This is a genomic window from Granulicatella sp. HMSC31F03 (assembly GCF_001807725.1).
In the GTDB taxonomy this organism is placed as follows: Bacteria; Bacillota; Bacilli; order Lactobacillales; family Aerococcaceae; genus Granulicatella; species Granulicatella adiacens.
Genome location: NZ_KV790843.1, coordinates 19,520 through 34,250 on the forward strand (window position 1 = coordinate 19,520; position 14,731 = coordinate 34,250).

The 14,731-nt window shown below is 40.9% G+C and carries 16 protein-coding genes; 3 read left to right on the forward strand and 13 right to left on the reverse strand.

Going from position 1 to position 14,731, the window contains the following annotated elements:
• Position 1: 1 nt before the first annotated feature.
• From HMPREF3106_RS09695 to HMPREF3106_RS01150, 4 genes are read right to left on the reverse strand one after another with little or no spacing between them, the layout of a single operon-like run.
• Positions 2-133 carry an OadG-related small transporter subunit gene (locus HMPREF3106_RS09695; protein WP_048709848.1) on the reverse strand — a complete coding sequence of 44 codons (132 nt, stop codon included), beginning with the start codon at positions 131-133 and terminating at the stop codon, positions 2-4.
• Positions 134-160: 27 nt separating this feature from the next.
• A complete protein-coding gene (locus HMPREF3106_RS01140) occupies positions 161-1,258 on the reverse strand; it encodes a sodium ion-translocating decarboxylase subunit beta (RefSeq protein ID WP_371327434.1) in 1,098 nt (365 codons plus the stop codon).
• A gap of 51 nt (positions 1,259-1,309) precedes the next feature.
• Positions 1,310-1,702 (reverse strand): acetyl-CoA carboxylase biotin carboxyl carrier protein subunit, encoded by a 393-nt coding sequence (locus tag HMPREF3106_RS01145; protein WP_049555123.1) that lies wholly within the window; start codon positions 1,700-1,702, stop codon positions 1,310-1,312.
• Positions 1,703-1,727: 25 nt separating this feature from the next.
• The gene (locus HMPREF3106_RS01150) at positions 1,728-2,051 is read right to left on the reverse strand and encodes a hypothetical protein (RefSeq protein WP_049555124.1); all 324 of its coding nucleotides are present in this window, start codon (positions 2,049-2,051) and stop codon (positions 1,728-1,730) included.
• A gap of 330 nt (positions 2,052-2,381) precedes the next feature.
• Between HMPREF3106_RS01150 and HMPREF3106_RS01155 the strand changes: the two genes are divergently transcribed.
• The 3 genes from HMPREF3106_RS01155 to citG all read left to right on the forward strand — a co-directional run bounded on the left by HMPREF3106_RS01155 (position 2,382) and on the right by citG (position 5,404).
• Positions 2,382-3,764, forward strand: a complete 1,383-nt coding sequence (locus HMPREF3106_RS01155; RefSeq protein WP_049555125.1) for a CitMHS family transporter — start codon at positions 2,382-2,384, stop codon at positions 3,762-3,764.
• Between the two features lie 121 nt (positions 3,765-3,885).
• Entirely contained in the window at positions 3,886-4,581 is a 696-nt protein-coding gene (locus HMPREF3106_RS01160; RefSeq protein ID WP_049555126.1) for a GntR family transcriptional regulator, read from the forward strand.
• The gene (gene citG / locus HMPREF3106_RS01165; protein ID WP_049555127.1) at positions 4,574-5,404 is read left to right on the forward strand and encodes a triphosphoribosyl-dephospho-CoA synthase CitG; all 831 of its coding nucleotides are present in this window, start codon (positions 4,574-4,576) and stop codon (positions 5,402-5,404) included. The genes HMPREF3106_RS01160 and citG overlap by 8 nt, the downstream gene beginning before the upstream one ends.
• A 449-nt stretch (positions 5,405-5,853) precedes the next feature.
• Here the strand turns inward: citG and gltX are convergent, their stop codons facing one another.
• The 9 genes from gltX to HMPREF3106_RS01210 form a co-directional block, all read right to left on the reverse strand.
• Entirely contained in the window at positions 5,854-7,329 is a 1,476-nt protein-coding gene (gltX, locus tag HMPREF3106_RS01170; RefSeq protein ID WP_049555128.1) for a glutamate--tRNA ligase, read from the reverse strand.
• 69 nt (positions 7,330-7,398) lie between these two features.
• Positions 7,399-8,100 (reverse strand): O-methyltransferase, encoded by a 702-nt coding sequence (locus tag HMPREF3106_RS01175; protein ID WP_070443872.1) that lies wholly within the window; start codon positions 8,098-8,100, stop codon positions 7,399-7,401.
• Positions 8,101-8,113: 13 nt separating this feature from the next.
• Positions 8,114-9,928, reverse strand: a complete 1,815-nt coding sequence (locus HMPREF3106_RS09505) for a DUF2207 domain-containing protein (protein WP_049555129.1) — start codon at positions 9,926-9,928, stop codon at positions 8,114-8,116.
• 94 nt (positions 9,929-10,022) lie between these two features.
• A complete protein-coding gene (locus HMPREF3106_RS01185; RefSeq protein WP_049555130.1) occupies positions 10,023-10,700 on the reverse strand; it encodes a DUF1129 domain-containing protein in 678 nt (225 codons plus the stop codon).
• A 20-nt stretch (positions 10,701-10,720) separates the two neighbouring features.
• Positions 10,721-11,821, reverse strand: a complete 1,101-nt coding sequence (gene ychF / locus HMPREF3106_RS01190) for a redox-regulated ATPase YchF (protein WP_049555131.1) — start codon at positions 11,819-11,821, stop codon at positions 10,721-10,723.
• A 16-nt stretch (positions 11,822-11,837) separates the two neighbouring features.
• Positions 11,838-12,047 carry a DUF951 domain-containing protein gene (locus tag HMPREF3106_RS01195; RefSeq protein WP_048711626.1) on the reverse strand — a complete coding sequence of 70 codons (210 nt, stop codon included), beginning with the start codon at positions 12,045-12,047 and terminating at the stop codon, positions 11,838-11,840.
• 13 nt (positions 12,048-12,060) lie between these two features.
• Positions 12,061-12,960 (reverse strand): ParB/RepB/Spo0J family partition protein, encoded by a 900-nt coding sequence (locus tag HMPREF3106_RS01200; protein ID WP_049555132.1) that lies wholly within the window; start codon positions 12,958-12,960, stop codon positions 12,061-12,063.
• The gene (locus HMPREF3106_RS01205) at positions 12,953-13,714 is read right to left on the reverse strand and encodes a ParA family protein (protein WP_049555133.1); all 762 of its coding nucleotides are present in this window, start codon (positions 13,712-13,714) and stop codon (positions 12,953-12,955) included. The genes HMPREF3106_RS01200 and HMPREF3106_RS01205 overlap by 8 nt, the downstream gene beginning before the upstream one ends.
• Positions 13,715-13,885: 171 nt before the next feature.
• Positions 13,886-14,569 carry a hypothetical protein gene (locus HMPREF3106_RS01210; protein ID WP_049555134.1) on the reverse strand — a complete coding sequence of 228 codons (684 nt, stop codon included), beginning with the start codon at positions 14,567-14,569 and terminating at the stop codon, positions 13,886-13,888.
• Positions 14,570-14,731: the final 162 nt, after the last annotated feature.

Sequence of the window (14,731 nt, forward strand, 5' to 3'; positions counted from 1 at the left end):
CTTATTTTGGCGGGAATGCTTTTAAAAGTAATGCAGAAACAGCATATAGAATTCCTAATACTAGGAAAACTCCACCCATCCCTAAAGCCATTAATTCAAAAGCTTGTGTTAAATGTTCTGCGTTGAAAGTCATCGTTTTCCTCCTTTTCCTTCTATATTATTACATGAAGAATGATAATAATAATCCACCGGCAATAACAGAAGCGATTTGTCCAGAAACGTTAGCTCCAACAGCGTACATTAAGATGAAGTTTTGAGGATCTTCGTCTGTTGCCATTTTTTGGATAACACGACTTGACATTGGGAATGCAGAAATACCTGCAGCTCCGATCATTGGGTTGATTTTTTCTCTACGGAATAAGTTCAAGATCTTAGCAAACACAACACCACCGATTGAGTCCATGATGAAGGCTACTAAACCGAACAAGATAATCATTAATGTTTGAACATTTAAGAATAAATCAGCTTGCATTTTAACTGAGATTGTAATCCCTAATAAAATAGAAACAATGTTTACTAATTCGTTTTGAGCGGCTTGAGATAAGTTATCTAAAACGCCACATTCGCGTAATAAGTTACCGAACATTAAGAAACCAACAAGTGGTAATGAAATTGGAGCAATGAAACCTGCCACAATTGTGATAATGATTGGGAACAAGATTTTCGTTAATTTAGATACGCCTGAAGCATGGTAATTCATACGAATACGACGTTCTGCTTTAGTAGTAACCATCTTGATTGCGATTGGTTGGATGATTGGAACAAGGGCCATGTATGAGTAGGCTGCAACCGTAATCGCTCCAAGTAATTGTGGTGCTAATTGGTTCGCTACGAAGATAGAAGTAGGACCGTCTGCCGCACCGATAATACCGATTGAAGCAGCTTCACGAATATCGAATCCAAATAATACAGCTACAACGACTACGAAGAAAATACCGAATTGTGCTGCTGCACCGAATAATAACATGAATGGGTTTTGTAATAATGGACCGAAATCAATCATCGCACCGATACCGATGAAGATTAATAATGGGAATAATTCAGTTTCGATACCGATTTCGAATAAAATCTGTAGGACCCCATGTTGTTGTTGTCCACCAACGACTTGGTCAAGAACCCCAGTCCCTGGGAAGTTTACTAAGATTGTACCTAATCCCATTGGTACTAATAATGTTGGTTCGTACTCTTTTTTAATCCCTAAGTACATTAATAGGGCACCGACAAGCATCATGAAGATTTGGCCGCCAGTAATAGACATTACATTTTGAACTAATGTTTCCACTGTTTCACTCCTTGAATTTCAATATAATTAGTTAATTGTAATTAAAGCGTCTCCTGGGTTTACCACTTGACCTTCTTTAACGTGAATTCCTGCTACAACCCCTGCTTTAGCTGCAACGATTTCGTTTTCCATTTTCATCGCTTCTAAAATCATTAATGGTTGGTTTTCAGTAACTGTATCCCCTACGTTTACAAGTACACGTAAGATATTTCCTGGCATTGGAGATGGCATTGCGTCTGCGCCTGCTGGTGTTGATGCTACAGGAGCTGCTGGAGCAGGTGCTGCTTCTACTGCAGGGGAAGCTGGAGCCGCTGGGGAAGCAACTGGTGCTACAGGAGCTGCAGGAGCCACTGCGCCGATTTCTTCCATTTCTACTTGGTACTCTTGACCGTCTACTTTGATTTTGAATTTACGTAACATTTCGTAACATTCCTCCTAAAATAAATTATGATTTGCGTTTTTGGTAGATTTCTTTAACAGCCCACTGACTGTCATTTGATTCGCCTGCAGCAATTGCCGAAGCGATAACCGAGATAATCTTGGTTTCTGGGTTGCGTTTAAGGACGCGTTTAACCACAAATTGGCTTTCTGGGTAATCTGAGGCCGCAATCGCTGCCGCAATGATTGAGACGTGCTTAGCTTCTTCTGCTTCTACCGGTACAAAAGCTTCTAATTTTTCCCATTCCGATTGAGGGGATGCAGGCTGCGTTGATGCGTGTTCCGTTGCTTCAGAACTCTTTTTGCCAAATAATCGTTGGAGAATTCCCATTCCTTCACTCCCTTCCCAACATAATCTGCATAGAATTATTATACAGAAAACACTATCATTCCAGAAATATAAAATGGGGCTTTTCCTGTTCTTTTGGTGTTTTATTATAAATAGGATATAAGCATTATGTTCAATTTGTCACATCAAACTGTTTTTTTATTGTTTTTCGATATGAAAACACTATCTTTTTTATTAAATATTGTTTAAGATATCGCTATAAGTAAACGAATTCATTTTTGAAATGACTTCGTGGAGAGCCCTTCAGGTTTTAGCGACTGAATGTTTCTCCTGCTATTATAAAAATTTTTTCAAAAAAGAAAGGAAGATATGATGGTTATCACAGTTGCAGCTTATGTAATGATGGCTATTTTCATGTACATTATCATGAAGAAAAAAATGTCACCATTCACAGCTTTAGTATTAATTCCATTAATTTTCGCAATTATTTTAGTTGCTACAGGTCAAGTCCAAGACGTAAACATCGGTACATTAATTCGCCAAGGGTTATTCGGTAATAACTCAAAAGATAAATTAACAGCGATGAAAGGAACTGCTGAAACAGGGGTTATGCTTCTATTCGCAATCCTTTACTTCTCTACAATGTTAGACGCTGGATTATTCGATCCAATTACTAACAAAATGATTCGCTTCGCTAAAGGCGATCCAATGAAAGTATTGATGGCTACTGCTATCGTAGCTGCTGCCGTATCATTAAACGGTGACGGAACTACAACGACATTAATCTGCTGCTCAGCATTCGTGCCAATTTACAAAAAATTAGACATGAAATTAATGAACTTAGGGGTTCTTGTAATCTTACAAAACACAATCATGAACTTATTACCATGGGGCGGACCTACTGCTCGTGCGATGTCAGTTCTTGGTGTAGAAGCAGATATCCTAGCTTACTTAGCACCAGGTATGATTCTTTCAGTACTTTACGTAATCTTCGTAGTTGCTCGCTCAATGGGTAAAAAAGAACGTGCTCGTTTAGGTATCCAAGAATTAACAGATGCTGAATTAGATGAATTAACAACAATCACTGACCCAGAAGTGTTAGAAAAACGTCGTCCACAAAACTTCTTAATCAACGCTATCTTAACAATCGTATTAATCGGTTGGTTAGTTGCTGGTTCATTCATCGATGCAATCGAAGTTAAACCAGTTGTATTATTCTTAGTTGGTACAGGTTTAGCCTTAATGATCAACTACCCAGACTTAAAAGCTCAAGCAAAACGTATTGGGGACAACGCTGGGGACGCTGTACAAGTAGTATTACTAGTATTTGCTGCCGGAGTATTCATGGGATTATTCCAAGGAACTGGAATGGCGACTGCTTTAACAAACAGCATCGTTCAAATCATCCCTCAACAATTAGCAGGATTCTGGTCATTAATTATCGCAATTATCTCAGTTCCTGGTACATTCTTCTTAACAAACGATGGCTTCTACTACGGAGTATTAATTCCATTCGCAGAAATCGGACGTCAATATGGATTCACTGATATGCAAATGGCATTAGCTTCATTAATGGGTCAAGCATTCCACTTATTAAGCCCATTAGTAGCGTTCATCTACTTACTATTACGTCTAACAGGATTAGACATGGGTGAATGGCAAAAAGAATCAGCTAAATACGCTGCTGTTATCTTCGTAATCTTCGTTGTAACAATCGTATTAATGGGTCACATGCCATTATACTTAGCTCAATAATTCAAAACGAATTTGTGAAAAAGACTTGTTTAGGCCCAGCCTAACAAGTCTTTTTTGTGCATTTTTCATTCTTTTCGTTTATACTATTTCTGATGCATAGAACAAATTCAAGGAGGCTATTATGTCAGCAGTCATTCAAGCAGTTAAAAATAATCTAGACATTACTCAAAATAAACCTCTCAAAATTTCACTTTACGAAGCATTTCGTAAAACGATTATTTTAGGGGAGATTCCTGCCGGCACAAGAATTAACGAAAAAGAGTTTTCGACAGAATTAAATATTAGTCGTACTCCGATTCGTTATGCCTTAAACGAATTGACAAAGGAACATCTTGTAGAACATATCCCAAAGATTGGCGTTATTGTAAAAGGAATTTCCATCAAAGACGCTCATGAAATCTTTGAAATTAGAAAGTCCCTCGACACCTTAGCAACCATTAATGCTATGAAACTCATGACGAAGAAAGATTTCGAAGAACTCGCAGCCATCTTAGAGGAGTGCGATAAACTAAACGCTGAAGATAAAGTAGATGAAGTACTGGCTAACTTCACTACCTTTAATGACTTCATTTACGAAAAATGTCAAATGACTCGTCTAAAAGAAATCGTCAACGAACTCCGTACTTACGTGATATACTTCCGTGACTTATCGATTCGTTCATCCGAACGTCGCACAAAAGCACTGAACGAACACAAACTCATCTATCGCGGAATGCTCAACAAAGATGTGGAACAAATCACGCTCATTACTCATGAGCACTTAGACCGTTCTTTGCAATTTATCCTAAAACAAATGGAGACATTGCACATTGATTAATCCTGAGTTTTTAGCACAAGTGGCTACAGACGCCCTTCTACAAGAGGTGAATCTCGCGCCAAAACCAGGCCTCGTGGATCCCATTTCCACCGGCGCCCATAAGGACATGACAAAGGACACCTTCTACAAAAGTATCGAAGCGCTTCGTCCTTATTTACTCGCCTACGCCGAAGCAGGAGAGAACCACAACGGCACTCCACTCGACTTATTCAACGAGCTTCGCGCCCTTGGGAAACAAGCCGAAGCCGCGATGATGGCTGCCACAAACCATATCAACACCCATAAAGGAGCCAACTTCTCCTTTGCCCTGATTTTAGGTGCCACCGCACATACAAAAGGCAACATTCCAGAAGCCTTGCATTATTGCCACCTCATGACGCGCCATCTCATCGAAGTGGATTTTGCCAACCTCGACCAAAAAGAGCACCTCTCTTACGGGGAGAAACTCTACGTCGAACATGGCATCACAGGCATACGAGGCGAAGCAGCAACCGGCTACCCAAGCCTTGCAAAAGCCCTCGACTATTACAATACGCTAAACACGCATACCCCTCGTCACCGAGACCTACTCCTTCTTCTGTATCTCATGACCTTTGTCGAAGACGGAAACCTCATTCACCGCGGCGGAATCGAAGCGTATAAAAAGGTCCAACAAGAAGCCAAACTCCTCTTTGACAAAGCCCAAACGCTCTCAGAAGAAGAGCTCGCTAGCCGTCTCGAAGACTACGACAACGTCCTAATCGAGCGTAACCTCAGCCCAGGAGGAAGCGCAGACCTACTCTCACTCACCTTCTTCTGTCACAAAATACAACAAAACGGATGAACCCTCATCCGTTTTTTCTTTGCCCTTTTTGTTTTCTACCCAGCACATCGCTATTTACATCTTTTTTAGCACACACTTTATGCTCTCCCTTCCCCGCGCCAGAGAACGTGGCATGCACACACCTGTCGCCTTCTCTTATTCAAAAAAGGATTAACCTTTTTATTTATTCTTTCCCCCTGAGGCCTGATATTCGGAAAAATCTCGGATTCTATAATAGCAGTAATGGGGAATTGTATAAAATGCGAATTAGTGGGAGTTAGGAATTTATTCCTTACTCCTACTTTGAGGCTTTGAAGGTGAGAGACCATAGGCTCGAACCGGTACCCCATTACCGCTATTATGAAGATATCCGAGTATTTTGAAGAATATCGGGCCGAAGGCCCATGGTTTTAAATTAATATAAATAAAAAAGAGTTAACGCAGTTTGCGTTAACCCTTTCTGTCAGCTTTTATTTAATAAGAGCAAGTGCAGCTTGGATGTGTGCAATGCTGCGTTCTCTTCCAAGCAACTCAATCGTCTTACCGATAGCCGGCCCGTGTGTTTGTCCGCTCGTTGCCACACGAATTGGCATAAACAAGTTTTTACCCTTCACGCCAGTTTCCTTTTGAACCTCTTTAATGGCTGCCAAAATACTTGGCTCATCGAATGTTTCCATCGCTTCTAATTTAGACATAAAAGCATTCAATACTGTTGGAACAGTTTCGCCTTGAAGCACTTCTTTCGCTTCGTCGTTTTCCACTTCGAAATCTTTTCTGAAGAATAATGTTGATAAAGCAACAATTTCATTCATGTAGCTCATTTGATCGTGGTATAACGCCACTAATTTCACTAACCATGCATGTTCTTCAGGAGAAACTTCTTCCGCTACGATTCCCGCTTTTTTCAATTGCGCAATCGCCATTTCAGCCACTTCTTCTAATGGAGTTTTCTTCACGTATGTGTTGTTAATCCATTCTAATTTCTTCGGGTCGAAGGCTGCTGGTGATTTACCAAGACGTTTTTCGTCGAAGATTTCGATGAATTCTTCACGGCTGAAGATTTCGTGTTCGCCTTGAGGAGACCATCCTAGTAGCGCGATAAAGTTGAACATCGCTTCTGGTAAGTACCCTAAGTCTTTATATTGTTCGATGAATTGTAAAATTGATTCATCACGTTTTGATAATTTCTTACCTGTTTCCGTATTAATGATTAGTGTCATATGTCCAAAACGAGGTGGTTCCCAACCGAATGCTTCGTAAATCATTAATTGTTTTGGAGTATTAGCAATATGATCATCTCCACGTAAAACGTGAGTGATTTCCATGAAGTGGTCATCCACTGCTACTGCAAAGTTATATGTAGGCATTCCGTCACGTTTTAAGATAACGAAGTCGCCACCGACACTTGTAGACTCGAATGAGATTTCGCCTTTAACGATATCATCAAAAGCATAGGTTCCAGTCTTTGGAACGCGGAAACGAACAACAGGAGTGCGTCCTTCTGCTTCAAAAGCGTCACATTGCTCTTGTGTTAAGTGAGCGTGTTGCCCGCTGTAGTGAGGCATTTCGCCACGAGCACGTTGCGCTTCACGTTCTGCTTCCAATTCTTCCTCTGTCATGTAACATTTATACGCTTTGTCTTCAGCAATTAATTGCTCGATGAGTGGATTATAAATATGTTCACGTTCTGATTGACGGTAAGGACCGTATTTTCCTGGTTTATCTGGACCTTCATCCCAATCCATTCCAAGCCAAGTTAAGTTTTCTAATTGGCTTTCTTCTCCGTGTTCAAGATTTCTCTTGCGGTCAGTATCCTCGATACGGATGATGAACTCTCCACCATAATGTCTCGCGAATAAATAGTTAAATAGGGCTGTACGAGCATTCCCGATGTGCAAGTGCCCTGTTGGACTTGGTGCATAACGTACACGCACTTTATCTGTCATTGTAAAACTTCCTTTCTTTGTCATTCTTACTTATTGTAAAACTTTTCAAGCCATATTTCCATGATTAATTTACAAGTCTTCTAAAATATACTTGAAATCTTTCTCTTCCATTTTTTGAATCATAATAATCCCATCCCCTAAAGGAAGTAAGGTTGATTTTAAGGTTGGGTCGCTTTGTACTAAATCAAGAAACATATTGAGACGGCGATGAATTTTACGCACACGTCTTGGACGCTCCATCACATCTTCTAAAATCGTTCCTCCTTGGAAAATATCATCCACGACCAGCACGCCACCAACTTCTAGAACGTCCATGCAGTAGGGGAAGAACTCAATATATTTTGCTTTAGCACTATCCATAAAGAGGAAGTCATATTTTCCTTGTTCCAGTGTTGGTAAAATATCGGCTGCATCGCCTTCCAATTGGGTGATTCGGTCGGCTAAGCCTAATTTCTCAAAGTTTGCTTTGGCACGGCTATACATTAACTCATAGCGGTCAATGGTTGTGACTTTTGCCTGTGGTGAAGCTGTTGCCATTAGACTCGCTGAGAATCCAACTGCTGTCCCAATTTCTAAAACATTCTTTGGTTGGGTTAGTCCAACTATAAAATCTAGAAAAACAGCTGTTTCATGAGGAATAATGGGAATTCCTAATTCATTAGCCATATTTTCTAATTCGCCTAAGCCCCCCGGAAAACGGCGTTGACTTGTGCGCATGTACTCGACCAGTTCCGGTTTGACAACGGGTCTGTGCATCATTTCGTTTAACATAAATTCTCCTTCGTTAGAATCCGCCACCGCCGGATCCGCCACCACTACCGCCGCTCGATCCGCCAGAGAATCCTCCGCCGAACCCGCCAGAGTTGCTACCTCCATTGACATAAGAGCTAGAACTGTTGTATGAGCTTGAGAAGGCACTATTAAAGTCCGCAATAGGATAGTAAATCGTTCCTGTTTGACTTGAATAGAACACACTGTCTGGTAGTTGGTCTGGTATTAATTTCTTCAACACTTTAATCACATGTTCCGCTACGCCTAAAGAAATGGCATAAACTAAGAAGTGATCCCACAGTTGAATACTTGGTAAATCTTCAATTCTCTTCATTGGAGAGAGGTCTTTCAGCATTTGTTTAAAGGCTTGCCATTGACGGTAACGGTACTCACCTTCAAGTGTACGTCTCTTTGCTGCTGCTCCACCTCCGATTAATGTCAGAGGAATTAAAACAAGGGCAAAGATAAACGTAAGGGCAGCCAATACTGGGTTCTTACTTAAAAGGCTCAACCCGAAAGTGGCTGCTACAAGTAGGAATACAAAACAACCTGCAAAATAGTTTCTCGCCTCTGGTTCTCCTTTTGTAAAACGGTCCACACGATGTTTTTCTGCAGCAGTATCCACTGCATTCAACCAACTAGTGGCTGCATTATAATACGCTTTTGGATGATCTTCAGCGTATTCTTTAATATCCTTTAGGTAGATGGTATCATCTCCACCGCCCACGTCTTCAAAGAGCAATTTCACTGCCAATTTCTCGTGACGAAGAAGTTTCGATACATCTCCAACGAGTTTAATTTCATGTGGTTGTGTTTCCGACAAGGTTAAAATCTTCTTGCGGACTAAATCCATAACCGTTGCACTTAAATCTTTCATCGTACTCTTGCCATAAATCGCTTTGTTCATAATAGCCGGAGTAATATCTTCAGGAATTTCAAAAAGATGATCTGGAACGTGAGGAACTTTTTGCAGTCTCTTACGGTTGGCAAAGAAGCCTTTAACCCACGCAAAGATTAAGTTCACAAACATCAATATCCACCCGATATACACACCGATAGACCCTAGCGTCTTCATGCCTTCTTCTTGTTGCAACAATTTTTCTTCTTGCGCCACAATCTCATCAAAGGCTTTTCGGTTCACTACATTGGTATTTCCTGGAGTCAATGTTTGTGGGAAAATCATATGCACTTCAACGAAATCCCCACTCTTATTAGAAGGAGCTGTGAAGGTCACAGACTTGTAGTCATCGGCAATTTTTACATTCCCGTTTTGACCAGCCCCATGTCCCCAAGCACGAAGCGTTTCTTTAGACGCATTTCCCGGAAGGTTAACTTTGACGGTGATGTTTTCTTGGTCGATTTCCCACTGTGTACCAACAACTTTACGGTTTAATTCCGCTGTGTCTTCGTAGTTTGTAATTAATTTTGGAATCGTATATTGGAAGGTAACGGTTCTTCTCGAATTCGAAAACGGTGTGAAGACTTTAAATTTTAATTTATCCCCTTCATGAGTGAGCTGATAGGTGCCACTCGTTCCCGTTGAATTTTGAGGCATTTCTACCGCTCCAGAACCCGTCTCCAAAAAGGCAGTTACATCCGTTGGTTCTCTAAACCCTGAGTAGTCTAAGTTATAGAACACTCCATTATAAGAACCATCTGCCTGAAACGTAATTTTTTCTAGAAACTGAACATCGCCGTTTTCTAAAATATTCACGGTGATATCGTACTTGTCTACTTTTAAGCTACGAGCATCGACACTCGAACTAAATCCAAAGAAGGCCACTAATCCTAATAAAAACGTAATGATGTAACGTATTTTTCGATTCATGTTTTCACCTCTAAACTGTCAAAAAAAGTGTGAAATCACTGCGGGATTGTCCACGAAGGAACTTCGCCATCATCTCACACTTGTTTGTACTCTCTTACATTACTGATCCAACAATATTTAATTTTTTCTTCAAGTAGAATTTAGCCGCTAATGCTGCTGCTCCAATGAGTAAGTACCATTCATAACTCATTACAAGATTGATGGCATTTGGAATGAAGGATTGGCTTGCTACGACTAAGAGTAACCAAGCAACCATCGCCACTGTACTTACTACTAAGTAACGAATGTATCCACGTTGACCTTTTGGATTGTCAAATTTAGGAGCATTTTTCGAAATAGCTAACATTACGAACGCTCCTGCGATAAAGTTGATAATTAATGTTAATAATCCCATTGGTTGTGAACCTGAGTCTGGATTTAACATCAACATCACTCCTGTTACTAGAGCGAATAAACCGCCTACTAATAAACCACCATCTAAAGCGATTTGCCAATCTGGAGATTTTGCATCTGGATCTTTAGCAGGTCCGTTGACAATCGCATGCACGCGTTCTGTTACCGTTCCGAATAATTGACGTGCAGTCACCCCTGATTTTTGATGTTCGATGATTTGAGGAAGCATCACTGATAATTCTTTTTCGACTTGCGCTTCGTCAAATCCTGCTTCTTTCAATGCGCGTTCTAATTGATAGATATATTGTTCATTTTTACTTGTTAATTTTGCTTTTTGAGCGTCTACTGACACTACTTCTGGTACGTTTTGTTCTGACATACTACAATCCTCCGTTATCCTTACACATTAAATCTAAAGAGCATTACGTCGCCGTCTTGCACGACATATTCTTTACCTTCTTGACGAACTTTTCCGTTCTCTTTTGCAGCTGTCATACTACCGTATTCCAGTAGGTCTGCATACGCAACCGTTTCGGCACGGATGAATCCACGCTCGAAGTCTGAGTGGATGATTCCCGCACATTGCGGAGCTTTCATGCCACGGCGGAATGTCCACGCGCGTACTTCTTGTTCTCCAGCTGTAAAGTAAGTCGCCAAGCCTAATAAGTGATACGCTTTTTGGATTAAGATGTCTAAGCCAGAAACTTCAATTCCCATTTCTTCTAGGAAGGCTTGTTTTTCTTCTTCCTCAAGTTCTGCCACTTCTTCTTCAATTTTCGCACAGATAACAACGACTTCTGCATCTTCTTTGGCAGCATAGTCTTCCACTAATTGTACGTATTGATTACGGCCGCCTTCCATCACGTCATCTTCGGAGATATTTGCGATATAAAGCATTGGTTTTGTTGTTAAAAGGAATAAGCCTTTCACGATTGGAAGTTCTTCATCAGTGAATTCAATCGTACGTGCTAATTTTCCTTCTTCTAACACGGGTTTGATTTTTTCTAAGACCGCTAGTTCTGCCACCGCGTCTTTATCTTTAGTTTTCGCAATTTTTGCCACACGAGCAATCCGTTTGTCCACTGACTCAAGGTCGGCCAACACTAACTCTAGGTTGATTGTTTCGATGTCAGCGATTGGGTCTACTTTCCCCGCCACGTGTGTGATGTTCTCATCTTCAAAGCAACGAACCACTTGGCAAATCGCGTCTACTTGACGGATGTGGCTTAAGAATTTATTCCCAAGACCTTCCCCACGGCTTGCCCCTTTAACGATCCCCGCGATGTCGGTAAATTCAAAAGTCGTCGGAACAGTTTTCTTTGGTTTTACTAATTCCGTTAATTTTTGTAAACGGTGATCTGGTACTTCTACCACTCCGACGTTTGGGTCAATTGTCGCAAACGGATAGTTCGCCGCTTCGACCCCTGCTTTTGTAATTGCATTAAATAATGTTGACTTCCCAACGTTTGGTAAGCCGACGATTCCAGCTGTTAAGGCCATTTGTCACACTCTTTCTTTATTTGTTTTCTTCGGCCGCTACTACAGTGACCTTTTTCATCTTCTTCTCGAATTCCCGTCTTGGCATTAGGACCATTTGACCACAGTGATCACACTTGATACGAATGTCCATCCCCATACGGATGATTTCCCAGGAATTCGTCTGGCACGCATGCGGTTTTTTCATTTCCACATGATCGTGTAATTGATACGTTGTTCCTGCTTTCATAAAGACTCCTTTATTAATCGTCTAATTCGATTTCTAATACTTCTAAAATACGGGTTAAATCTTTTTGAGAAAGATACTCGATTTCGATTTTACCACGTTCGCCTTTTTCAACGATTTGCACGCTTGTTCCGAATTTATCCATTAAACGTTCTTCCGATTCAACGATATACATCGATTTTTTCGGTTTTTGGATTTTCTTCGTGGTTTTCTTAACAGGTTCATTGATGGATTGGACTAAAGTTTCTAAGGCACGTACCGTTAGATTTTCTTTCACGGCCTTTTTAGCCACAGCACCAATTTTTGTTTGGTCTTTTAATCCAAGAAGCGTACGCGCATGCCCTGCTGAAAGAGATCCATTTTGTACGAGTTCTTGTACTGCAGCTGGCAAGGTTAGTAATCGTAAGAAGTTCGCCACGTATGAACGGCTCTTCCCTACTCGGCTTGCTACTTCTTCTTGTTTTAATTTCAATGAATCCATTAATGTACGATACGCCATCGCTTCATCTAAAGGCTTCAAGTTCTCGCGTTGTAAGTTTTCAACAACTGCGATTTGAATCATCGTTTCCTCTGAGTAGTCACGTACAATAGCTGGAATCGTTTCTTTCTCAGCTAATTTAGACGCACGCAGACGACGTTCCCCAGCAACTAATTCATATCCTTTAATTTTAGATTTGCGCACGATAATCGGTTGGAAAACTCCATTTTGGCGAATCGATTCCGCTAGTTCTGCTAAACCTTCCTCATCAAACTCTTTACGCGGTTGATAAGGATTTGGACGAATCTCTGAAACAGCAATCTGTTGAATTTGCTCAGTTTCTTGTACTTGTTCTAAGGCATCGAGGGTATCTAAGTCATTCATAAACAACGCGTCGATTCCACGTCCAAGGCCTTTTCCTTTTTGATTTTTACTCATGTGCCAACACTTCCTTTGCTAACTCCATGTATACTTCCGCACCTCTAGAACGGGGGTCATAGTCCACAATCGCTTGCCCATAACTTGGTGCTTCAGACAGACGGACGTTTCGAGGGATGATTGTTTTATAGACTTTCTCACGGAAATACTTAATCACATCCTCTTTGACTTCATTTCCCAAGTTCGTACGCGCATCGTACATCGTTAGGAGAACGCCCTCAATCTTCAACTGAGGATTAAAGTGCTTGCGAACCATCGTGATGGTGTTCATGAGTTGTGATAATCCTTCCAACGCATAATATTCGCACTGCACTGGAATTAATACCGTATCACTAGCGGTAAAAGCATTCATCGTTAAATGACCTAGTGAAGGAGGACAGTCGATAAAGATATAATCGTAATCATCTTTGATTTTCTTCACAGCCTCTTTCAATCGTTGCTCACGGCGAGGTTGACTCGTTAACTCAATTTCCGCACCTGCTAACTGAATCGTCGAAGGGGCAATCATCAAGTTTTCACGACTCGTCGGAACAATCACGTCCGCCATCGGTACTTGGTTGACTAAAACATCATATACATCTTGTTCGAGTTCCCCTTTTTGTACGCCAAGACCGCTCGTTGCGTTCCCTTGAGGATCACTATCAATAATTAATACTTTTTTGCCATTGACCGCCAACGCAGCCGCTAAACTGACGGTTGAAGTTGTCTTTCCAACTCCACCTTTCTGATTGGCAACGGATATCACACGTCCCATACTCTTCCTCCATGTTTCTTGTTCTAAAAAAGGGAGAATGCAAGCATTCTCCCTCTCGCATGTCTACAAAATGTTCTTCATTTCTCGCAATATTTTGTTCTTTTCTATTGTAACAAAAAAGTGCCTTTTTTTGTAGTCATACCGGTTTATTTTACGAAAAAAGCTCTGCCCTTACTGAGGCAAAGCTTTCTTTTGTTGTTCATTGAATTGTAAGTACGCAATCGTATATTCTTTGCGGGTTTGCTCGCCTTCATCAACAACTGTAATCTCCACATTTGTGATGAGATTTCCAGCGGCATCGGTCTTGATTTTCAACTCCACTTTTGACGTATCATTCGTCGCAATTCCAAGAATGGACGTTAATGCCTTACGAATCGTTTCATCGTCTCCAGAATAGGATTTCTCATAACTTTGCCACTCCTTCGTCCAAGGAACGAGTTGATGGATTTCTTTGGTAAATTGAACCAGTTTTGCATATGGAAAAACGACTGTGTTTTGTAAGCTGGAAGTCGCTGTAATGGTTTGTTCCCATTTATCTTGATAATAGCGAATAAAACCGATATTCGCATCGGCAATCACTTCGAGTTGATTCGTCACTTTCCCGGAAGTCTTATCGATTTTAGAACCGTATCCCGTACCATCTTTCCAAGCGCTCGCACTGGCAATGGTTTGGGCAGAAGGCGTTTTCGTCCCTTCTTTATAGTCCGATTGCTTTACGGTAATATGATAATTTGCAATCGAGTCAGCAGAAGTGACTACTTGTTCTTGCACTGCTTCGGTCGATAAACTCTTCCCACAAGCCGTCAAAATGAATAGAAACGCTATAATCATCGTACTTTTAATCCATTTCATCATTCTACCTCCTCCTTTATCATCCGTTTCATTATAGCAAACTTCCTCTCAAAATTCCTATAATACAAAACATCTTCCACATAAAAATCTCTACAAAATAAGCTGGGCACAAGGCCCAGCTTATACAGTTTGCGTGGCAACGTCCTACCCTCGCAGGGAGAAACC